This window comes from Lentzea sp. DG1S-22, from assembly GCF_036321065.1.
Lineage (GTDB): Bacteria > Actinomycetota > Actinomycetes > Mycobacteriales > Pseudonocardiaceae > Lentzea > Lentzea jiangxiensis.
Genome location: NZ_CP143276.1, coordinates 8,017,035 through 8,036,991, shown reverse-complemented (window position 1 = coordinate 8,036,991; position 19,957 = coordinate 8,017,035). Strand labels below are relative to the sequence as shown.

Below are 19,957 nucleotides of genomic sequence, written 5' to 3'. Positions count from 1 at the left end.
AACCTGGTGGATCTTGGAGTAAAACACGCTGTTCTCATACCGCCGTTCGGACGACAAAACGGCTGGTTCGAGAATCAACAACTTTGATGCGGGCGGCTAAACGGCCCCTGAGCGATAATTCATCTGGAGGAAACGAGGAGCGCGGGTGGCCGTGATAACGGCTCGATCACAGGCACCCGCGCTGTTCGTCAACTGCCGGAGGGCTGGATGAGCATCGGCTTGACGTCGAGCTCCTTGTCCAGCATCCCGTAGCGCTGCATCAGCTGGACGACGCGCTGCAGACGCGTCGCGTCGAGCGTGGTCGGGAAGGCGCCGAAGTGGACGAGACCTGCGGTTTCCTTGTCGACCTTGGCGTACTCGACGAGCAGCGGCTCGACCGTGGGGCGGTCGGTCGCGGCGGCCTGACCCTTGGCCATCGCGCGCTGGAAGGCGGCGACGGTCTTCGGGTTCGCCTTGGCGAAGGCGCCGGTGGTCGCGTAACCCGCGATCGGGATGTTGTCGGTCGGGCCGGACGCGGCGTCCAGCACCTTGATCTGACCGGCGGCCCGCTGCGCGCGGGTGATGAACGGCTCGACCATGAAGGCCGCGTCGACGGTCTTGTTCTGGACCGCGGCCTGCATGTCCGGGAACGGCATTTCCTTGAACTTGACCGAGTTCACGTCCACGTTCGCGGCCTCGAGCGTGGCCTTCGCGGTGAGCTCCGCGATGTTCTTGAACGTGTTGATCGCGATGGTCTTGCCGGCGAGGTCGGCAGGACTCTTGATGGCCGAGTCACCGTTGGCCAAGATCAGGAACATGTCGGGTTTGGCCTGGTAGCCGTCCGAGATGAGCTTGATCCCGTCGACCTGCTTGGCGGCGGCCTTCGACTCGGCGGCGAAGAACGAGACCCAGTTGCCGAACGTGAAGTCCAGCTCCTTGCTGACGAGACCCGGGATGGCCGCCGCGCCACCCTGGATGACCTTGAGGTCGACCTCGAGGCCCTCGGCCTTGAAGAAACCCTGCTTGATCGCGACGTGGACGGAGGCCACGTCGAGGATCGGCAGGACACCCAGGGTGATCTTGGTCTTCTCGACCGGGCCGCCGCTGTTCGCGTCGGCCGGGGGCGCCTGCTCTGTGCCGCCGAGCGCACCACAGCTCGCCACGGTGGCGAGCAGCGTGGCAAGGGCGATGCCACGGATGGCCATACGGCGGACTCTTCGAGTCATCGGGAGCACTCTCCTGTCGGAGCGGTGTCGTCGTTGCGGGGAATGATCGCGACGGTCAACCACTCAGAGTAGTGATGCTGCTCCAAAAGACCCCAGTTGACCGACACGAGCAGGTTCCAGTCCACTACCTGCGGTGAGCATCTAAGCACAGCAGGTCTAGGGCTAGGAGAACCCCAGTTGAAGCGCGCTGTGACCGTTGTCGGCGCCGGGCCGGCCGGTCTGACCTTGGCAAACTTGATCCAGCAGTCAGGTATCGACTGCGTCGTCCTCGAAAAGGCCAGTCGCACCCATGTGGAAACCCGGCCACGGGCGGGAGTCCTGGAGCACCGCTCCGTGACCATGTTGGAGTCACTCGGTCTGGCAGATCGTTTGCTGATGGAAGCAGACCGTCACGGAACGTGTGAATTCCGCGTGAGCGGACAGGTGTTTCAGGTGTCGTACAGCGACCTGTACGGCGGCCGCGAACACTACGTCTACCCCCAGCAGGAAGTGGTCAAGGACCTCATCGGGGGATTCTTGGCCGCCGGGGGTGACATCCGGTTCTCGGTCAGCGACGTGGAGTTGCGAGACCTGACGTCCTCTACGCCGTCAGTGGCCTTCACCAGCGCGGACGGGTCACGGGAGACCGTCACGAGCGACTTCGTGGCCGGATGTGACGGATTTCATGGTGTAAGCCGTCCATCCATTCCCCAGGGGGTGCTGACGGAATTCACGCACCAGCACGGGATCGAGTGGCTGGCCATTCTCGCGGAGGCCCCTCCGTCGACTAAAGCCATCATTTACGCGCTGCACGAGGACGGTTTCGCCGGGCACATGCTGCGGTCACCCTCGGTGTCCCGATTCTATTTGCAGGTGCCGGTCGGGACAAAAGCCGAGGATTGGTCCGACGAACAGGTCTGGGAAGCACTGCACAAACGATTCGCACTGCACGACTCGTCGTGGACGCTGACCGAGGGGAAGATCATCGAGAAACGCGTTCTCGACATGCGCAGCCACGTGGTGGAGCCGATGTCCTACGGCCGGCTGTACCTGCTGGGTGACGCAGCACACATCATCACCCCCGTCGGCGCCAAGGGCATGAACCTCGCCATGAACGACGCCGCAACCTTCGGACGTGCGCTTGTCGACTACTACAGCACCGGATCCGAGACCGGGCTCAAGACCTACTCGGAGGACTGCCTGCGCCGGGTGTGGCGTGCGCAGGAATTTTCCCAGTGGATGGTGAACATGATCCACACCGACGTCAGCTCGCCGTTCTTCGGACGGTTGGCCCAGGCACGGCTGGAGCACCTGGCCGAGTCCCCGGCTTACCGCGCCACCTTCGCGGAGAACTACGTCGGCCCCTGAGGACTCAAAACAGCCCTGTGGGGTGAAATCCCCACCCCCCTAACGGGTGACATCGAACCCCCTAGGGATCTCACAAGGTCACGATCTGGGGCCAACTCCCGATGCCGGGGGATGTCGTTCATCCATACGGTTCAGCACGACATCCCCCGATCCACCTACAGGAGCTTGAGTTCCATGGGCACCCAGCAGACGCTGCACGACTTCACCCTCACCCTGCTCGGCGACCTGGACGCCCGCGAGGCGTTCCAGCTCGACCCCGAGGGCTGCCTCGAGGCTGCCGGTCTGGGCGACATCTCCCCCGTGGACGTGCAGGAGATCCTGCCCCTGGTGCTCGACAGCGCGTCCGTCGTGAAGGTCGACGCCATCGACAAGGTCCTGGTGGAGGCGGGCGACCTGACCGCCGTCGACAGCCTGAAGCTGATCACGGACAACGTCGTGGACGTCGCCGGCGTGGCCGACGTCGCCTCCCCCGCCGCCATCACCGCGCTGGTCACGGACTTCGGCGGCATCGGTGACGTCACCGGCACGCTCGACGTGCTGCACACCGAGAACGTCGTCGCCACCGTCACGGACGTCGCCGGCGACAACGCCGTCGTCTCCAAGGTGACCGACGTGGCCGACGTCCACGGCGTGTCCGACGTCCTCGTGAAGGACCTCGACACCGACGTGCTCGTGAAGGACGTCGTCGACACCGACGTGCTGGTCGAGGACGTCATCGGTTCGGTGGACCTCGACGTCAAGGACGTCGTCGACGTGACCGGCAACCTCACCGGCGACGTGACCGGCAACGTGGTCCAGGACGTCGCGCAGGTCGGCGACGTGCACACCGACCTCGGCCAGGTCATCGGGGACGTCAAGCTCGGCGACGTCGACCTGCTCGACGGCGGCGTCGGCAACGGCGACCTGAACATCCACCTCTGAGCAGGAGAACCCGACCCGCCCGGTCCTCGTCCGGGCGGCTCAAGGGGAACGCACGGCGGCCGATCGGCGCTCTGCCCCCGAGCGCGGACGTCCGTCTCCCCGCACCAGTGCCCACACCCTCCAGTCGGCACTGAGAACGCAGCTGTGCCCCGGGCCGCGACGGGTCCGGGGCACAGCTGTTCCCGCTCGACGCCACCGCTTCCCCGGCGCGTTTCATACGACTTTCGTCAGACGTTGCGGAAGAGCGCTCTCACACCGCGTTCCACCGCCTCGCGGACGCGCAGCAGGTCCACCGGCATCCCTTGTGCCGCACCGTCGTCGACCGCACGCCACACGTCCGCGGGTTCCAGCCCGTCCGGCAGGTCCAGGTACCAGGCGAACCCGCGCGGCCGTGGCGGCACACCGGCGTCCACGAGGTAGGAGTTGACGAACGTGTCGACGAGGTCCTGGTCCGGGTGCACCGGCACGGGCGTGCGCACGACGCGCCGCGGACCGGCCGCCCACGCGAGCAGGAGCTGGTACCCGTTGTCCGGCAAGGCGAGCATGCGCCTCTGCCCGAGCAGCACCACCCGCGTGTCCGGAGCAGCGTCCCGGGAGACCTCGACGGGCTCCGCGTCGACGACGAGGAAGAGGTTCCAGCCGCTCACGGGGCAAGTGTTCCAGGGCCCGGACGCGACCGCGCCCCGGACCGCGGCGGTCCGGGGCGCAGCTGTCGTGAAACGACCGTCAGGACGAGACGGTCTCGCTCAGCGACTCGCGTTCGGCGGCCGCCCACTTCTCGACGTCCATCGACGGCTTGCCGACGTTCAGCAGCCGCGCCACCTTCGACCGCAGCGCCACGAAGGCCTCGTCGGTCCGCGTCGTCACCTGGTCGCGCTCGGCGGGCAGCGGCACGTCCAGGTCGGCCACCAGCCGGGCGGGAGAGCCCGACAGCACGAGGATCCGGTCACCCAGGTACACCGACTCGTCGATGTCGTGCGTGACCACGAGAACTGTCGTGTCGTGCTCGCGGCGCACGCGCAGCAACAGGTCTTCCAGCTCGAACCGGGTCTGCGCGTCCACGGACGCGAAAGGCTCGTCCATCAACAACAACGCGGGCCGGTACGCCAGCGCGCGGGCGATCGCCACACGCTGTTGCATACCGCCGGAAAGCTGCCACGGGCGCTTGCGCGCCGCCGCCCCCAGCCCGACCCACTCCAGCGCCTCGGCGGCCCGCGCACGCCGCTCGGCGCGCGGGAGCTTCCGCAGCGGGAACTCCACGTTGCCCTGCACCGAGAGCCACGGGAACAGCGATCGCGAGTAGTCCTGGAACACGACGGCGAGGTGCGAGCCCTTCAGGGACACGTCACCGCGCGAAGGTGCGATGAGTCCGGAGATCGTGCGCAGCAGTGTGGACTTGCCGCACCCGGAAGGTCCGACCACGCACACCAGCTCGCCGGCGCGCACGGTGAACGTGAGGCCACCGATGGCCTCGTAGTCGCCGTAGGTGTGGCCTAGGTCGGCCACCTCAAGCATGTTGCTCATCCCGACTCCTCGGTTGCCACGCCAACGCTCTGCGTTCCACCGCGAGAAGCGCGGTGTTGAGTCCGTAGCCGAGCACGCCCAACAGGACGATCCCGGCCCACATGCGCGTGTAGTCGAACTCGCGCTGTGCCTGCATGAGTTGTGAGCCGATGCCGTTGTCCGTTCCGACGAGCTCGGAGATGACCATCAGCACCAGCGAGAGCGAGAGCGACACCCGCAGTCCCGCGAAGATCTTCGGTGAGGCCGCGGGCAGCACCACCCCGAGAACCCACTGGTGGCGGGGGATCCGGAAGACCGCGGAAGTGTCCACTTTGGTCACGTCGACGGAGCGGGCCCCGTCGACCGTGTTGAGCAGCACCGGCCAGATGACGCCGAAGACGATCGTCGCGAGCTGCATCGACGTTCCCGCCTGGAACAGCAGCAGGAACACCGGCACGAGCGCGGGCGGCGGGATCGAGCGCAGGAACACGAGCAACGGGCCCGCGTACTCCATCGCCCGGTCCGACCGGCCGAGCAGCATGCCCAGCGCGACGCCGATCACCGAGGCGATCGCCCACCCGGACAGCAGCCGGATGACCGACGGCAGGATGTGCTCGGTGACGTTCTCCGGCTCGAGCACCCACCAGTCCCAGGCCGCCGTCACGATGTCGGACGGCGGCGGGAAGAACGGGTCCTCGGCGAGCACGCCCAGGACCTGCCACACGACGACGAGACCGGCGAACACGGCCCACCGCTGGAAGAATCTGCTCACCAGGCCACCCAACGCCGGCGGACGCGCTCGAGACCGTTGTTCAGCAGGACGCCGATCGCACCGGCGACCACGGTGCCGACCAGCACCTGGTCCATCCGGCCGGGTCCGCTGCGGGCCTCCATGATGAAGTAGCCGAGACCGATCTGGCTGCCCGCCATGAGCTCGACGCTCACCATCACGATCAGCGCCGTGGTCGCCGCCAGCCGGATTCCGGTGAGGACGAACGGCAACGCGCTCGGCAGGGCCACCCGGAACAGCACACCCACGCGTCCGGTGCCGAAGACCCGGGACGTCTCGACCAGCAACGGGTCGAGCTCGTCGAGCGCGTAGATGGTGTTGAACAGGATCGGCCACAGTGCCGCGTAGACGGCCAGCGTGATCTTGGTTTCCGGTCCGAAACCGAGCATCACCAGCGCGAGCGGAATCAGTGCCACAGAAGGGATCGGGCGCAGGAACTCGATGATGGCGCGCGTCGCGTGGCGAACGGCCGGAACGGACCCGAGCACGAGTCCACTCGGCACCGCGATGGCGATGGCGATCCCGATGGCGATCAGGACGGCCAGGACCGTTGCCACGACATGACTGATGAAATCGGGGGAGGTCAACTGCACGACGAGCTCACCGAACACGACGGACGGTGGCGGTAGCGCGTGTGCAGGGATGAGGGGAGAGCGTCCTAAGAGCTCCCAGAGAGCGAGGAACCCGGCGATGCCGAGGAGTCCCCTTGTGAACGCACGCACTCGGTCACCCTAGAGAGTGGATCTCGGCTTCACAATGCGTGTTTGCCCAACTCCGGGTTGTTTCCCCTACATCACGGCGGTCAGCACACTTCGACGCGCTCCACTTCGCCGAAGCTCTTCACCCATTCGGAGTCCGTGAGCCGAGCGCCGTCTTTTTCACACATCCTCTTGATGATGGCGCCGGCGTCGAGTTCGTACGGCAGCAGTTCGGGATCGCGGCCCCCGCTGCGAACGAGGAAGTCGTCGTGCTGCGCCCGGTGGATCGCCCGCGTCGAGTTGCCGTGCCCGACGACGTACACGAGCCGGTCCGGGGAGCGGTCGGACGCGTAGAGCCGCTGGACCTCGAAGACGTTGTCCCGCACCACCGCTACTCGATCTTCGGAGGCGAACGTGACGCGGGCACCGGACCGCAGCGTGGTCTCCAGCCGCGCGCGCAGCACCGGCGTGCCGCTCGGCACCCGCTGCCACACCTCGACGATCGACTCGGGCGAGTGCTCGACGGCGAGCCACCGGCCGTCGCCGCTGTAGGTGATGCTGCGGACGTAGACGTTCTGCGACAACGCGGGCGAGGCGGGCTCGTAGGTGCCGCCGATGTGCCAGAACTCGATCTTCGTGGTGCCGGCGTCCGGGTCCCAGGTGCCGGTCGCGAGCTCGCGGCCGTCGTGGCTCAGCGCGACCGTCTCGGGGTTGCGCACCGGCACCGGCAGCCTGCGGGGGAACCGGGGGTCGCTCAGGTCGTAGAGCTCGGCGTGCTCGGTCTCGTCCGGTGTCGGGAGGCCGACGTCGGCCGCGTCGCCCACCTTGCCGACGACCCGCGAGCCGTCCGGGCTGAGGTCGAGCGTGCGGAACCGGTCGGGCAGCGCCGAGAGGTAGGTGATGTCGCCCGCGTCGCTGACGGCCCAGAGGTGTTCCTGGCCGCTGTGGTCCTTCGTGACGGCACGGCGTTCGGCGAGCTCGACGACCCGGTGGCGGTCGGCGAACCTCCTGCCCGGCACCGCCTCGTCCTCGTCGAGGCTCCACATCCGGTCGGTGCCGTCCGCGTCGGTGACGGCGGCCATGTCCCCGCGCGGCGCGACCACGACGTCCGCGTCGTCCTTCGGCGTGCCGGTGAACGGGATGCCGCGCGTCACCGCGTTGGCGAGCCGCAGCACCTTCTCGGCCTCCGGTGACGGGCTGACCCGGTAGCCGACCAGCGCGTACTTGTCCGCGTACGGCCGGCGTTGCTCCATCAGCGCCTCGGACGCCGAGATCGCCTTGCCGCCGAGCTCCCGGCCGGCCAGCTCGGTGATCTTGCGTTCGTTCGAGAGCGCGTACACGACCGTTCCGGGCACCAGCGCGATCAACACGGCCATGACCGCTATCAACGCCGTCGAGCGGCGCGTCTCGCGCCGGGTGCTGATGTCGACGAACCGGCGCTCCTGCACCGTCAGGAACTCGCCGAGCTCCTTGGCCTTGCGCAGCCGCACGCCCCGGTACAGCGCCAGCGGGTCGCGGTCGCTCGCCTCCCACAGCTCCATCGCCGTGACGAGCTGCTGGTGCGTGCGCAGGTTCTCGCGTTCCTCGTCGATCCACGCGGCCAGCCGCGGCCAGCGCAGCGAGGCGTCGTGGGTGAGCTCGGCGCCGTCCTCGGTGAGCGTGACGAGCCTGGCCTTCGCGAGCCGGTCGAGCAGGTCCGCGTCGACGTCGAGCGGCCTGGGTGCCCGGCGTTGCGCGATCCCGTTGCGCCGCACGGAGACCAGCCGCAGGAAGACCTGCCGCGCCGCCGCCCGGTCCTGCTCGCCGAGGCCGGCGAAGAACGTCTCCGCGGCCCGCGCCACGGCGTGCTCGACACCGCCGGACTCCTCGAAGCCGGCGAGCGACAGCGTCATGCCGCGCTTGCGCCGCCACGTCTCGGCGAGCGCCTGCTGCACCAGCGGCAGCGAGTGCCGGTTCGCGGCGTCGGCGACCAGGCGCGCGACCACCGCCGTCTCGACGGTCGCGCCGATCCTGGCGGCGGGCTCGGTGATCGCGCGGCGCAGCTGGTCCGCGCTCATCGGCTCGACGGTGATCTCGGCGGCGTCCCCGCCCGCGCCGAGCTCGTGCCAGCGCTGCCGGTGGTCGGCCCGCACCGCGAGGACGACGTGCGGGCAGCGGGTGACGGCGGCGGTGAAGTCGTCCGCGCCGAACGCCTTCTCGGCGTCGTCGACGAGGAGCACGAGGCCGGGGCGGTGCTGCCGCAGCCGCAGCCGCAGGTGGTCGGGGTCCTGCCGGAGCTCCTCCGCGAGCGCGTCCGCCGTCGTGTTCTCGAAGAGGCCGGCGAGCGCGGCCGCCAGGTCCTCGACCGGGTTCTCCCCCGGCGTGACCACGACGGCGTCGTCCAGGGCGGGCAGCACGCCCGCGCGCAGCAGCGACGTCCGGCCCGAACCGGAGGCGCCGAAGACGACGGTCACGGGCCTCGCCCGGACCGACTCGACGATCTGCTCGACGAGGAACTCACGTCCGAAGTAGTGCTTCGCGTCGTGCTCGGTGAACGGCTCGATGCCGGGGTACGGGGAGTTCGGGTGCAACGGCTGCGCGTGTTCGGCGGCCAACTCACGCCAGCGCTTGGTCCACGGCGCGGGATCGGCCTCGCAGGCCCGGACGAAGGCGAGCGTCAGCGCGAGCGAGGGCAGCTTGCGGCCCCCGGCCGCGTCGGACAACGCGGTCGGCGAGTAGTTCGCCCGCCGAGCCAGCTCGCGGTAGCTCGGTTTGCCTGCCTGGTCGCGCAGTCGACGCAGGTCACCGGCGAACCGCAGCAGCGCGGTGTCCTCCGGACCCAGCGGTCGTTCCCCTCGTGGCATGCCGCCTCCTGGCCGGATTGTCCACCAGACGTTCGCCCGCCGTCTAACGGCCCGCTAACCAATCACCACCCCGGCGGCTGCTTCGTGATCGTTCCACCAGCCTGGTGCTGCGGGTTCAGCCCGGACACGGCGGGTGAAGTCGAGAGGGCGTTCCCGTCTCGGCATCCCGTCATCGTCCGGAGAACCTCGTTCAGCGGCGGTCGCCGCGCACCTCCGCCACCCGCGGCTCAGGCCCCGCTCAGCAGACCGGCACGCGTTCAACGCCGGGGAAGTACTTCGCCCAGTCCTCGTCGGACAGCGCGGCCTCGCGCTCGCGGCACAGCCCGCGGACGACCTTGTCGAGGTCGGTGTGCAGCGCCCACATCGACGGCGTCGAGTCGACCACGCCGAACGCCTGCTCCCGCTCCCGGTAACGCAGGCCGTGGACGTTGCCGCGGAAGCCCCCGAACGACCCCGCCCGGACGCCGGGGCCCTCGCCGCCGACGTCCCACACCTCGACCGAGGCCTCGGTCTGCACGGCGATCTTGCGGTCGTCGTCGCCGAACACGGCGGTGGCCTGCGAGGAGCCCACCGGCACCCGCACCGGCTCGCCGTCCCCCGCGGTCTTCCAGACGACGAGCTCGCGGGCGAACCGCACGGCCAGCGCCCGTCCGCCCGCCGAGGTGACGACCTGCAGCGGCTCGTCGGACAGCGCGATCGACGTGCCGCGGCGGGGCGTGGGGCCGTCGAGCACCCAGATCTCGGCGTAGGCCGTGCCCGTGCCGTTGTCCTTGCGCAGCAGGGCGATCTCCCGGCCCGACGGGCTCATGGCGGCGGAGAGGACGTGCTCCACCGGCACCGCCACCTCCGCCGGCCGGGCCGGGTCGCGCAGGTCCCAGACCACCGCCCGGTGCCGCGGGCGCTCGCCGGTCCGCACGACCCCGGCGGCGGCGGTGCCGTCCCTGCTCACGGTCAGGTCCGCCGGCGCGTTGGCGATCGTGCCGAGCCGGTGCGGCTCCTCCGGCCGCGCGACGTCCCAGACCTGGGCGTCGCCGGTGGCCTCCAGCGTGAACGCGCGCCGGTCGTCACCGCTCAGCACCGTCCGGTTCACGCGTTCGCCGACGCGGGCGAGCCGGTCGCCGGGAGTCCGGCCGCGGAAGAGCACCGTGGCCGAGGTGACGCCGGAGCCCAGGGTGCCGAGGAAGAACTCGCTGTTCGTCGACAGCGTCAGGAAGTCGCCCTCCGGCCACGACAGCATCTGCGGCGTCGAGGTGTACGAGCTCCACCGGGCGGCGTCCGCGTTCAGCACGGCGTCCCGCGTGGCCGTGGCGGGCGTGACGGCGTGGGCCGCGAGGGCGAGCCGGGCGGCCTTGTCCGGGTCGGTCGGGAGCAGCCGCATGACCTCGGTGGCGGCACGTCCGGCCAGTGCGTCGTTGCGCTGCCGCGTCGCCTCCCTGGCCTGGACCGCCGCGAACACCACGCTGCTCGCGAGCAGCACGACCAGCACCGACAGCACGCTGACCACCACTCGGGTGCGGCGGGCGCGGCGGCGTCCGTCGGCCTGGCTCGCCGTGAGGAAGGCGCGTTCGGGTCCGGTGAGCGACTCGGGGTCGAGCTCGGCGGCCTGGGCCAGCCGCGCGCCCTTGTAGAGCAGGTCGCGGTCGCCGTCCCACTGCGCCGCGGCCTCGGTGAGCTGGTGGTGCACGCGCAGCGCGTTGCGGTCCTCGTCGATCCACTCGCGCAGGCGCGGCCAGGACCGGATCAGCGCCTCGTGGGTGAGTTCGGCGTGCTGCTCGGTGAGCGTGACCAGCCGTGCCGTGGCCAGGCGTTCGAGAACCTCGGCGTCGAGGTCCTCGCGGTTCGCGCGGCGCTTCGTGTCCTCGATGCCCTCCCCCAGCGCGATCAGGCGCAGGAACGTGCGGCGGGCGATCTGCCGCTGCTCGGGGCTCAGCTGCTCGTGGACGGACTCGGCGGTGCGGGCGACGGCGTGCTCGACGCCGCCCGCCTCCTCGTAGCCGGCGAGCGAGAGCGTCATGCCGCGGCGGCGGTGCCAGGTCTCGACGAGGGCGTGCTGCACGAGCGGCAACGCCGACGCCTGCCCCACGACGTCGGCCACCAGCCGGATGACCAGGGCGGACTCGACGGTCGCCCCGACGTGCAGGGCCGGTTCGGTGATCGCGCGGCGCAGCTCGTCCGTCGTCAGCGGACCGACGAGCACCTGCGCGTCCTCCAGCGCCTCGACGAGCTCCGGGTGGCGGCCGACGTGGCCGTAGAAGTCGGCCCGCACGCCGATGACCACGTGCGGGGCGCCGACGAGAGCCCGCACGAACCAGTCCCGCTGCTCGGGCCCGCAGAGGGTGAAGACCTCCTCGAACTGGTCGACGACGAGCACCAGTTGCTCGTCGAACTGCCGGACCAGCAGGCCCAGCGCCGCCGGGTCCGCGAGCTCGTGGCTCAGCGCGACGGCGGACTGCCCGGTGAGGCGCGCGAGGCGGACGGCGCACTCGTCGAGGGGCTGGACGCCGGGCGTGAAGATCAGCGCACGGGGAAGGCGCGGGATCAGACCGGCGCGCAGCAACGACGACTTGCCCGACCCGCTCGCGCCGAACACCCCGACGAACGGCCGTGCGCGCGTGAGCTCGACCAGTTTCGCGGTGAGCTTCTCGCGGCCGTGGAACCGGTCGGCGTCCTCTTCCTGGAACGCCTTCAGCCCGACGTACGGCGCCTCGGTCGTCCGGTCCGGAGGCGCCGCGATGGCACGCCAGCGCCGTTCCCACTCCTCCGCGTCGCCCTCGCACGCCGTGACGTACGCGAGCGTGACGGCGAGACTGGGCAGCTTCTTGCCACCGGCGGCGTCCGACAGCGTGGCCGCGGAGTAATGCGCGCGTGAGGCGAGGGCCCGGTAGGACGGTCTGCCCGCCTTCTCGCGGAGCTTGCGCAGATCGGCGGCGAACGCGCCGAGCTCGGTGTCCTCGCAGTCCAGCGGGCGTTCGGTGCGTGGCATTCAGCCTTCCCCCCAAGACCGGTTGTCTACACCGTGTTGTTCGGAGCGCAGGTCCCGGCCCCTTACAACAAGATCGCCGTAGCGTTCTCGTCGCACGGGGCGTGCACCGCAGTTCGCCCCTCCGGCTCTGGGGGCCGGAGGGGCGAACGGGTGTTCTCCCGCGTCGCGGTCAGAGACCGACGAGCTTGTAGAGGCCGCCGACCTCCTGGCGGTTCAGCACGCGCATCGACCCGGGCCGCTGGTTGCCGAGCGACACCTCGCCGATCGCGACGCGGACCAGTGACTGCACCGGGTAGCCGACGTGCTCGAGCAGGCGGCGGACGATGTGCTTGCGGCCCTCGTGCAGCACGACCTCGACGAGCGCCTTGCCCGGCACCGCGCTGATGAGCTTGAAGGAGTCGACCTTGACCGGCCCGTCCTCCAGCTCGACGCCCGCCTTGAGCTTCTTGCCGAGCCCCTTCTCGACCGGCCCGGGGACCTCGGCGAGGTAGGTCTTCTTGACGTTGTAGCTCGGGTGCATCAGCCGGTGCGCGAGCTCACCGTCGTTCGTGAGCAGCAGCAGGCCCTCGGTCTCGGCGTCGAGGCGCCCGACGTGGAACAGCCGCTCCGCGCGGTTGCGCACCAGGTCGCCCACGCACGGACGCCCCAGGTCGTCCTCCATCGTGGAGAGCATCCCGAACGGCTTGTTGAGCGCGATGGTGACGACGTCCTCGCGGATCTGCACCCGCACCCCGTCGACGTGCACGACGGCGGTCTGCGGGTCGATCCGCCGGCCCTGCTCGCGCACGACCACGCCGTCGACCTGCACCCGCCCCTGGTCGATCAGCTCCTCCGAAGCACGGCGCGAGGCAATCCCCGCCTGCGCCAGCACCTTCTGCAGGCGCACGCCCTCGTTCTCAGACATCGTCGATCGCATCCACTTCGGGCAGCAGCGGCGCGATTGGCGGCAGGTCGTGCAACGACGACAGCCCCAACCGCTCCAGGAACAGTTCGGTAGTGCGGTACAGGATCCCACCCGTGTCGCTGTCGGTGCCCGTCTCCTCGATGAGCCCCCGGGCGACCAGGGTCCGGATCACACCGTCCACGTTGACGCCGCGAACCGCCGCGATCCGCGCCCTCGTCACGGGCTGCCGGTAGGCGATCACCGCGAGCGTCTCCAGGGCCGCGCGGGTGAGTTTCGCGCGCTGGCCGTCGAGCAGCAGCTTCTCCACGAACGGGGCGAACCGGTCCCGCGTGTAGAACCGCCAGCCGTCCCCCGCCCTGCGCAGGTCGATGCCGCTGCCGGACTCGGTGTACCGGCTCGACAGTCTACGGAGTGCCGTCTTGACCCGCTTCACCGGCTGCTCGAGGGCACTGCTGAGCTGGTCTTCGGCGATCGGGCTGTCGACGACGAGCAGCACGGACTCGAGCGCGGCCTCGAACGTGGCGTCGTCGGTGAGGTCCGGCAAGCCGCTGTCCTCGATGGCCTCGTCGGGGGCGGCGGCGAGGAGCTGGGCCTCGAGGGCGGCGGCGTCGGTGTCGGCCTGCGGTTCGGCAGTGGCCTCGGGGACAGCGGTGGGCTTCGCCTTGGCGCGAGCGCCGGTCCTGGCGGTGCGCGGCTTCGCGGCGCCTGCCTTCACACCGGCGGCGACGGACCCGGCTCCCGGCTCGGCGAGCACGACCGCGGCGGGAGCGGCGTCGTCGAGTGCGGCGTCCGACGCGGGCTCGGCACCGGAACCGCCCACAGCACCGGAGTCGTCCCCAGCACCGGAGTTGTCCCCAGCACCGGCGCCTGACGTGCCGTTTTCGTCGGTGCCGCCCGGTAGACTGGACACCGGGGGCGGGACCGCCGCGCCGGTTCCGGCCGAGGCGCCCTCGGCCCCGGCGTCCAGCACGACAGCAGCAGGAGCGGCGTCGTCGAGAGCGGAATCAGCCTCCCCCTCGCCGGCGGACCCGACGGCCTCCCCGGCACCGGGCTCAGCGGCGCCGGCCACGTCCTCACCCCGGCTCGCCGCGCGCTCACCCCCGGCCGGCGCCTCCTGGTCCCCGGCCGACACGTCCTCGCCGCGACCCGGCCCGCCCCCGTCGAACGCAGGCCCCGGCTCCTCGATCTCCGCCGCGTCCGGCCCCACCAGTGGCTCGCTCATCCGCCGTAGTCCTCATCCTCGTCGCCGGCGTGCACCTGCGCCTGCGCTTCCTCCAACGACCCGCCGACCCACGTCACCTGCAGCGGCCCGAGCGGGTCCTCCTGCTCGAAGGCCAGCGACTTCTCCCGGTACAGCTCCAGCAGCGCGAGGAACCGCGCCACCACCTCCATGGTCTCGGTGCAGTCGGCGATGATCTCGGTGAACGACGCGGTGCCCTTCTCGATCAGCAACGCCCGCAGCACGTCGGCGGTCTCGCGGATCGACACGCGGTGCTGGTGGATGTGCGCGACCGAGAGCGTCCGCTTCTGCTTCGGCCGGAAGGCCGCGGCCGCGATCAGGGCGAACTTGTCGGGCGTGACGCCGAGCATCACCTCGGGCAGCAGGCCCTCGAAGCGCGGTTCGAGCGACACCGAGCGCGGGTAGCGCCGGTACGCGCCGTGTTCCAGCTCCGCGAACAGGGCCGCGACCTGCTTGTACGCGCGGTACTGCAGCAGCCGGGCGAACAGGAGGTCGCGCGCCTCCAGCAACGCGAGGTCGTCCTCGTCCTCGACGTCGCCGGTCGGCAGCAGGCGGGCGGCCTTCAGGTCGAGCAGCGTCGCGGCGATGACGAGGAACTCGGTGGTCTCGTCGAGGTCCCACGCGTCGCCCATGCCGCGGATGTGCGCGATGAAGTCGTCGGTGACCTGGTGCAGCGCCACCTCGGTCACGTCCAGCGTGTGCTGCGAGATCAGCTGGAGCAGCAGGTCGAACGGACCCTCGAAGTTCGTGAGCCTGACCTTGAACTTGCCGTCGTCCTGAACAGCGCCCTCAGCGGGAACGTCCTCGGTCACTGCTCGCGCAACCTGCGTACCAGCAGCGACGCGTCACCGTGCGTTTCCAGGTCGTCCAGCACGATCGCGATCGCCTCGCGCACGACGCGGCCCCGGTCGACGGCCAGGCCGTGGGCCGCGCGCAACACCAGCCGCGCCTGTTCCAGCGCCAGCAGCTCTTCGTCCGACACGTAGACCGTGATCTTCGTGGTGTGCTTGGTGCGGCCGGAACCACGGCGTTGCTGCGGCGCTTCCTCCGTCGCCGAGGCCTCGGGCGCGGCAGGGGCGGACGTCAGGCGGAACAGTTCCGCGGCCCCCGGCAGTGAAGGGCGACGGGTCACCGGGCGATCACCTCGCGGGCCAGCGCGCGGTACGCGTTGGCGCCGGACGAACGGGGTGCCCAGCGGGTGATCGGTTCGCCGGCCACGGTGGTCTCCGGGAAGCGCACCGTGCGGTTGATCACCGAGTCGAACACGATGTCGCCGAACGCCTCGACAACGCGGGCCATGACCTCGCGCGAGTGCAGCGTGCGCGGGTCGAACATCGTGGCGAGGATGCCGGTGATGGTGAGCTTGGGGTTCAAGCGTTCCTTGACCTTCTCGATGGTGTCGATGAGCAGCGCCACCCCGCGCAGCGAGAAGAACTCGCACTCGAGCGGGATCAGCACACCGTCCGCGGCCGCGAGGGCGTTCACCGTGAGCAGGCCGAGCGAGGGCTGGCAGTCGACCAGCACGTAGTCGTAGTGGTCGATCACCGGGCGGAGGGTGCGCACGAGCGTGTGCTCGCGGCCGACCTCCGACACGAGCTGGATCTCCGCGGCCGACAGGTCGATGTTGCTCGGCAGCAGGTCCATGTCGTCGACCATGGTCTTGCGGATGACGTCGCCGACGGGGGTGTGCCCCTCCATGATGACGTTGTAGATCGTGGTGTCGAGCTGGTGCGGGTGCACACCGAGGCCGACCGACAGCGCGCCCTGGGGGTCGAAGTCGACCAGCAGCACGCGGCGGCCGTATTCGGCGAGTGACGCTCCCAGGTTGATGGTCGACGTCGTCTTGCCGACGCCGCCCTTCTGGTTGCACACCGCGAGGATCTTCGCCGGGCCGTGGCGCAGCAGCGGGGGCGGGTCCGGGATGTGGCGGCGCTGGCGGCCCGTCGGTCCGATGCCGTCGAGCTGCTCCTGAGCGACGTCGTCCACCGGCGCGGCGTGCGGAGCCAGGCTCAGATCGGCACGGGGCGCGAAAGCGTGCTCCGGTGTCGACATGGCTGGCGGTCCCTCACTGCTCGTAGTCGTCTCTCCGGGCGCAGCCTAGGCCGCACCCGTGCGAGCGGCAACGCGCCTCGCCGGTGTTGTCAAGACTCAGTTAGGCCGGAACATCCGTTCGTGTGCGCCTGTCGGACGCGGTCAGCACCACGTCGAGCAGGCCCGGGAACAGAAGGTCCAGGTCATCGCGGCGCAACGACACCCAGCGCTGGTTGCCGCGGCAACGTGTTCGGGTGATGCCCGCCTCCCGCAGCACGCGCAGGTGCTGGGAGAGAGTCGACTTCGCGACGTCAACCTCGAAGGCCCCGCACAGGCGTTCCCCGCTCGACTGGATCTGGCGCACGACCGCGAGCCTGGTCGGGTCGCTCAGCGCGTGCAGCACAGCGGCTAGATCGATGGCCTGTGGGGACGGCTCGTCCAAGTTCGGCACCTGCCCACCGTACCCGTGGAAGCCTCATGTTCCAGTGGCCCGAGGGTGTGCAGTTGCGTAGACCTCCCTCAAAGTCGTAACGGTTACCAGTGTGTACACCTGAGTGGTCGTAACCGATGCGTGCCCGAGGAGTTCCTGCACCACCCGAACGTCCGCACCCCCTTCCAGCAGATGGGTGGCGAACGAATGCCGCAACGTGTGGGGTGACACCGCGGCGGTGATCCCGGCGTCCTCCGCAGCGGTCTTCAGGACCGTCCACGCGCTCTGCCGCGAAAGCCTTCCACCGCGCGCGTTCAGGAACAACGCAGGCGTGCCACGTCCTTTCGCCGCAAGGGCGGGACGTGCGCGAACCAGGTACGCGTCCACCGCGGCCAACGCCGGCCGCCCGACCGGGACCAGCCGTTGCTTGCCTCCCTTCCCGTCGAGCAGAACGGTCCGCTCGGACGCGTCGATGTCGTCCACGTCGAGCCCGACCACCTCGGAGATCCGGGCTCCCGTCGAGTACAGCAACTCCAGCAGGGCTTTGTCCCTGAGGTTTCCCACATTGTCGAGCAGCGCCAGAACTTCATCGACGGGCAATGCTTTCGGCAGCCTCTTCGGCGGCGAAGGCGGATGCACTGCGCGTGCGACGTCATGCGGCACAACACCTTCACGGTGCGCGAAGCGGTGTAACCCGCGCACAGCGACCAACGTCCGTGCGGCGGACGACGCCGCAAGCCCGCTTTCCCGCAGCACGGCAAGGAACTCACTCACTTGCACTTCCGTCACCGCGCCCAAGTCGGTGATGCCGAGGGATTCCAGGTGTTCGGTGTAGCGGCGCAGATCGCGCGTGTACGAGTCGAGGGTGTTGCGGGCGGTGCCGCGTTCCACGGCGAGGTGGTCGAGGTAGGTCGCCACCAGCTCTGCGATCACGCCAGCCCTTCCAGCAGGATTTCTCCGTGGCGTGCGTTGACGCCCTTGGCCAGTGCCGGGTCGTCCGCCACCGCGCGCTCGAAACCCTTGTCCGCCAACGCGATGACGTACGGCAGCGTCACGTTCGTGAGCGCGTACGTCGACGTGTTGGGCACGGCACCGGGCATGTTCGCAACGCAGTAGAACACGGAGTCGTGCACGCGGTACGTCGGCGCGTCGTGTGTCGTCGGCCGCGTGTCCTCGAAACAGCCGCCCTGGTCGACCGCGATGTCCACGAGCACGCTGCCGGGGCGCATCCGCGACACCAGCTCGTTGCTGACGAGCTTGGGCGCCCTGGCACCGGGCACGAGCACCGCGCCGACCACCAGGTCCGCCCAGCGGCAGGCCTTCTCGACCTCGTAGGCGTTCGACGCGATCGTCTGCAGGTGCCCGCGGTAGGTGAAGTCGATCTGCCGCAACCGGTTGACGTTGGTGTCGAGCACGACCACCTCGGCCTGCATGCCGATCGCCATCGTCGCCGCGTTCATCCCGGCCACGCCCGCGCCGATCACCGCGACCTTGCCCGCGGCGACACCGGGAGCACCGCCGAGCAGCACACCGCGCCCGCCCTGCGCGCGTTCGAGGCAGTGCGCGCCGACCTGGGCCGCCATCCGCCCGGCGATCTCGCTCATCGGCGCCAGCAACGGCAACGACCCGTCGGGCAGCTGCACGGTCTCGTAGGCGATGGCCGTGGTGCCGGACGCGGCGATCGCCGCGGTGCACGACGGCGAGGCCGCCAGGTGCAGGTAGGTGAACAACACCTGGTCGCGGCGCAGGCGGTGGTACTCGGCCTCGATCGGCTCCTTCACCTTCAGCACCAGGTCCGCGGAGGCCCACACCTCGTCGGCGGACGACGCGATGCGCGCTCCCGCCGCCGTGTACTCGTGGTCGGGGAACGACGAGCCGGCACCGGCGTCCTGCTCGAGGACGACCTCGTGCCCTCGGCGCACCAGTTCGACCACGCCGGCGGGCGTGATGGCGACGCGGTACTCGTGGTTCTTGATCTCCTTTGGGACACCGACCAGCATCGTCGCAGCGTATTCCCGATATCGGCCCGCTGCATCGGATAACGTGCGCAGCCGTGTCAGAAGCATTCGGGCCGGACCAGCAGCGCATCGGCAACCAGCAGCGCGAAGAGGCGATCACCGCTCTCAACGACCACTTCGCGATGGCGCGGCTCGACATCACCGAGTACCAGGAGCGGGTCAACCGCGCGTCCGGCGCGCAGAGCTACGCGGAGCTCGCCGATCTGTTCCGCGACCTGCCGCAGCCGCACCCGCCGTTCCTCGCGCCGCCGTCCGTGCCGTTCACGGCAGTACCCGCCCCGCCGCCGGGCTTCGCGCCGCAGCCCACGCAGCCGTACTACCCGCCGCCCACCGGCCCGCAGCCGCAGTACGCCCTGCCGCAGCCGCCGCCCGGCATGGTCCCTCCCGGCTACGCCGCTCCCGGCGCGCCGTACGGCTTCGACCCGTACACGGGCGTGCCGCTGTCGGACAAGTCGAAGATCGTCGCGGGCCTGCTGCAGCTGTTCCTGGGCAACTTCGGCGTGGGCCGCTTCTACACGGGCCACACCGGCATAGCGCTCGCGCAGCTCTTCACCTGCGGCGGCTGCGGCGTCTGGTCGCTGGTGGACGCGATCATCATCCTGGTCAGCGGCGGCACCGACGCCGAGGGCCGCAAGCTCCGCGACTCCTAGGCGAGGTTGCGCCCCACGCCCCACACGAGCGCCACGGCGAGAACGGCGAACCCGAGCGCAGGCCGCACCGGTCGCCGTTCTCCCTTCCAGCGGGCGATCGTCCAGCGCGTGAGCAGCCAGGCCACCGTCGGCACGCCCAGCACGAGCAGCACGGCGTTGAAGTGCCACGCGGCCACGACGTCGCCGTGCAGCAGCGCGTGGAGCATCCGCGTGACCCCGCAGCCGGGGCAGTCGAGCCCGGTGAGCGCCTTGAACGGGCACTTCGGCAGGAAGTTGCCCGGCTGGTTGGGGTCGACGAAGAGCAGCAGCACAGCGCCCGCGGCACCGGCTGCGAGCACGCTGAGGGGCCCCCTCATCCGTGTGAGAGAACCCTTCAGCGTCTGCATGGCTCCAA

General features: G+C 70.0%; 19 protein-coding genes. 3 read left to right on the top strand and 16 right to left on the bottom strand.

Annotation, left to right across the window (positions count from 1 at the left end; all coding sequences use genetic code 11):
• Window positions 1-188: 188 nt before the first annotated feature.
• Window positions 189-1,184 (bottom strand): ABC transporter substrate-binding protein, encoded by a 996-nt coding sequence (locus V1227_RS38250; RefSeq protein ID WP_329789969.1) that lies wholly within the window; start codon window positions 1,182-1,184, stop codon window positions 189-191.
• A gap of 198 nt (window positions 1,185-1,382) precedes the next feature.
• On the opposite strand from V1227_RS38250, the gene V1227_RS38245 reads away from it, so the two are divergent.
• Both V1227_RS38245 and V1227_RS38240 read left to right on the top strand, forming a co-directional pair.
• On the top strand, window positions 1,383-2,552 hold the full coding sequence (locus tag V1227_RS38245; protein ID WP_329789968.1) for a 4-hydroxybenzoate 3-monooxygenase: 1,170 nt from the start codon (window positions 1,383-1,385) through the stop codon (window positions 2,550-2,552).
• A 174-nt stretch (window positions 2,553-2,726) separates the two neighbouring features.
• A complete protein-coding gene (locus V1227_RS38240; protein WP_329789967.1) occupies window positions 2,727-3,473 on the top strand; it encodes an IniB N-terminal domain-containing protein in 747 nt (248 codons plus the stop codon).
• A 227-nt stretch (window positions 3,474-3,700) separates the two neighbouring features.
• Here the strand turns inward: V1227_RS38240 and V1227_RS38235 are convergent, their stop codons facing one another.
• From V1227_RS38235 to ald, 14 genes are all read right to left on the bottom strand, one after another.
• Window positions 3,701-4,120 carry a DUF5956 family protein gene (locus V1227_RS38235; RefSeq protein ID WP_329789966.1) on the bottom strand — a complete coding sequence of 140 codons (420 nt, stop codon included), beginning with the start codon at window positions 4,118-4,120 and terminating at the stop codon, window positions 3,701-3,703.
• 79 nt (window positions 4,121-4,199) lie between these two features.
• A complete protein-coding gene (locus tag V1227_RS38230) occupies window positions 4,200-4,997 on the bottom strand; it encodes an ABC transporter ATP-binding protein (protein WP_090101245.1) in 798 nt (265 codons plus the stop codon).
• A complete protein-coding gene (locus V1227_RS38225) occupies window positions 4,981-5,748 on the bottom strand; it encodes an ABC transporter permease (protein WP_329789965.1) in 768 nt (255 codons plus the stop codon). Before V1227_RS38225 ends, V1227_RS38230 begins: the two co-directional genes overlap by 17 nt.
• Window positions 5,745-6,488, bottom strand: a complete 744-nt coding sequence (locus V1227_RS38220; protein WP_329789964.1) for an ABC transporter permease — start codon at window positions 6,486-6,488, stop codon at window positions 5,745-5,747. The genes V1227_RS38225 and V1227_RS38220 overlap by 4 nt, the downstream gene beginning before the upstream one ends.
• An 80-nt stretch (window positions 6,489-6,568) precedes the next feature.
• Window positions 6,569-9,307 (bottom strand): nSTAND1 domain-containing NTPase, encoded by a 2,739-nt coding sequence (locus V1227_RS38215; RefSeq protein WP_329789963.1) that lies wholly within the window; start codon window positions 9,305-9,307, stop codon window positions 6,569-6,571.
• A gap of 238 nt (window positions 9,308-9,545) precedes the next feature.
• Window positions 9,546-12,290 (bottom strand): helix-turn-helix transcriptional regulator, encoded by a 2,745-nt coding sequence (locus tag V1227_RS38210; RefSeq protein ID WP_329789962.1) that lies wholly within the window; start codon window positions 12,288-12,290, stop codon window positions 9,546-9,548.
• Between the two features lie 169 nt (window positions 12,291-12,459).
• Window positions 12,460-13,194, bottom strand: a complete 735-nt coding sequence (locus tag V1227_RS38205) for a pseudouridine synthase (protein WP_329789961.1) — start codon at window positions 13,192-13,194, stop codon at window positions 12,460-12,462.
• On the bottom strand, window positions 13,187-14,014 hold the full coding sequence (scpB, locus tag V1227_RS38200) for an SMC-Scp complex subunit ScpB (RefSeq protein WP_329794214.1): 828 nt from the start codon (window positions 14,012-14,014) through the stop codon (window positions 13,187-13,189). The genes V1227_RS38205 and scpB overlap by 8 nt, the downstream gene beginning before the upstream one ends.
• Before the next feature lie 398 nt (window positions 14,015-14,412).
• Complete coding sequence (locus V1227_RS38195; protein ID WP_329789960.1) at window positions 14,413-15,246, bottom strand: segregation and condensation protein A; 834 nt, start codon at window positions 15,244-15,246, stop codon at window positions 14,413-14,415.
• Window positions 15,243-15,566 (bottom strand): hypothetical protein, encoded by a 324-nt coding sequence (locus V1227_RS38190; protein WP_329789959.1) that lies wholly within the window; start codon window positions 15,564-15,566, stop codon window positions 15,243-15,245. The genes V1227_RS38195 and V1227_RS38190 overlap by 4 nt, the downstream gene beginning before the upstream one ends.
• Window positions 15,563-16,486, bottom strand: a complete 924-nt coding sequence (locus V1227_RS38185) for a ParA family protein (RefSeq protein WP_329789958.1) — start codon at window positions 16,484-16,486, stop codon at window positions 15,563-15,565. The genes V1227_RS38190 and V1227_RS38185 overlap by 4 nt, the downstream gene beginning before the upstream one ends.
• A gap of 100 nt (window positions 16,487-16,586) precedes the next feature.
• Window positions 16,587-16,916, bottom strand: coding sequence for an ArsR/SmtB family transcription factor (locus V1227_RS38180; RefSeq protein ID WP_090101229.1), 330 nt, complete (start codon window positions 16,914-16,916; stop codon window positions 16,587-16,589).
• A gap of 24 nt (window positions 16,917-16,940) precedes the next feature.
• Window positions 16,941-17,816: a site-specific tyrosine recombinase XerD gene (xerD, locus tag V1227_RS38175; protein ID WP_442916566.1), complete on the bottom strand. Its 876-nt coding sequence runs from the start codon at window positions 17,814-17,816 to the stop codon at window positions 16,941-16,943.
• 8 nt (window positions 17,817-17,824) lie between these two features.
• Window positions 17,825-18,895 (bottom strand): alanine dehydrogenase, encoded by a 1,071-nt coding sequence (ald, locus tag V1227_RS38170; protein ID WP_329789957.1) that lies wholly within the window; start codon window positions 18,893-18,895, stop codon window positions 17,825-17,827.
• A 53-nt stretch (window positions 18,896-18,948) separates the two neighbouring features.
• On the opposite strand from ald, the gene V1227_RS38165 reads away from it, so the two are divergent.
• Window positions 18,949-19,563 carry an NINE protein gene (locus V1227_RS38165; protein WP_329789956.1) on the top strand — a complete coding sequence of 205 codons (615 nt, stop codon included), beginning with the start codon at window positions 18,949-18,951 and terminating at the stop codon, window positions 19,561-19,563.
• On the opposite strand, the gene V1227_RS38160 is transcribed toward V1227_RS38165, so the two are convergent.
• Window positions 19,560-19,919 (bottom strand): DUF2752 domain-containing protein, encoded by a 360-nt coding sequence (locus V1227_RS38160; RefSeq protein ID WP_236220910.1) that lies wholly within the window; start codon window positions 19,917-19,919, stop codon window positions 19,560-19,562. The two genes, V1227_RS38165 and V1227_RS38160, sit on opposite strands and share 4 nt — an antisense overlap.
• Between the last annotated feature and the right edge of the window lie 38 nt (window positions 19,920-19,957).

Coding starts and splice junctions, on each gene's coding strand:
- V1227_RS38250 (WP_329789969.1), bottom strand. CDS start 1,184: ATGGCCATCCGTGGCATCGCCCTTGCCACGCTGCTCGCCACCGTGGCG.
- V1227_RS38215 (WP_329789963.1), bottom strand. CDS start 9,307: ATGCCACGAGGGGAACGACCGCTGGGTCCGGAGGACACCGCGCTGCTG.
- V1227_RS38230 (WP_090101245.1), bottom strand. CDS start 4,997: ATGAGCAACATGCTTGAGGTGGCCGACCTAGGCCACACCTACGGCGAC.
- ald (WP_329789957.1), bottom strand. CDS start 18,895: ATGCTGGTCGGTGTCCCAAAGGAGATCAAGAACCACGAGTACCGCGTC.
- V1227_RS38185 (WP_329789958.1), bottom strand. CDS start 16,486: ATGTCGACACCGGAGCACGCTTTCGCGCCCCGTGCCGATCTGAGCCTG.
- V1227_RS38160 (WP_236220910.1), bottom strand. CDS start 19,919: ATGAGGGGGCCCCTCAGCGTGCTCGCAGCCGGTGCCGCGGGCGCTGTG.
- V1227_RS38210 (WP_329789962.1), bottom strand. CDS start 12,290: ATGCCACGCACCGAACGCCCGCTGGACTGCGAGGACACCGAGCTCGGC.
- V1227_RS38240 (WP_329789967.1), top strand. CDS start 2,727: ATGGGCACCCAGCAGACGCTGCACGACTTCACCCTCACCCTGCTCGGC.
- V1227_RS38205 (WP_329789961.1), bottom strand. CDS start 13,194: ATGTCTGAGAACGAGGGCGTGCGCCTGCAGAAGGTGCTGGCGCAGGCG.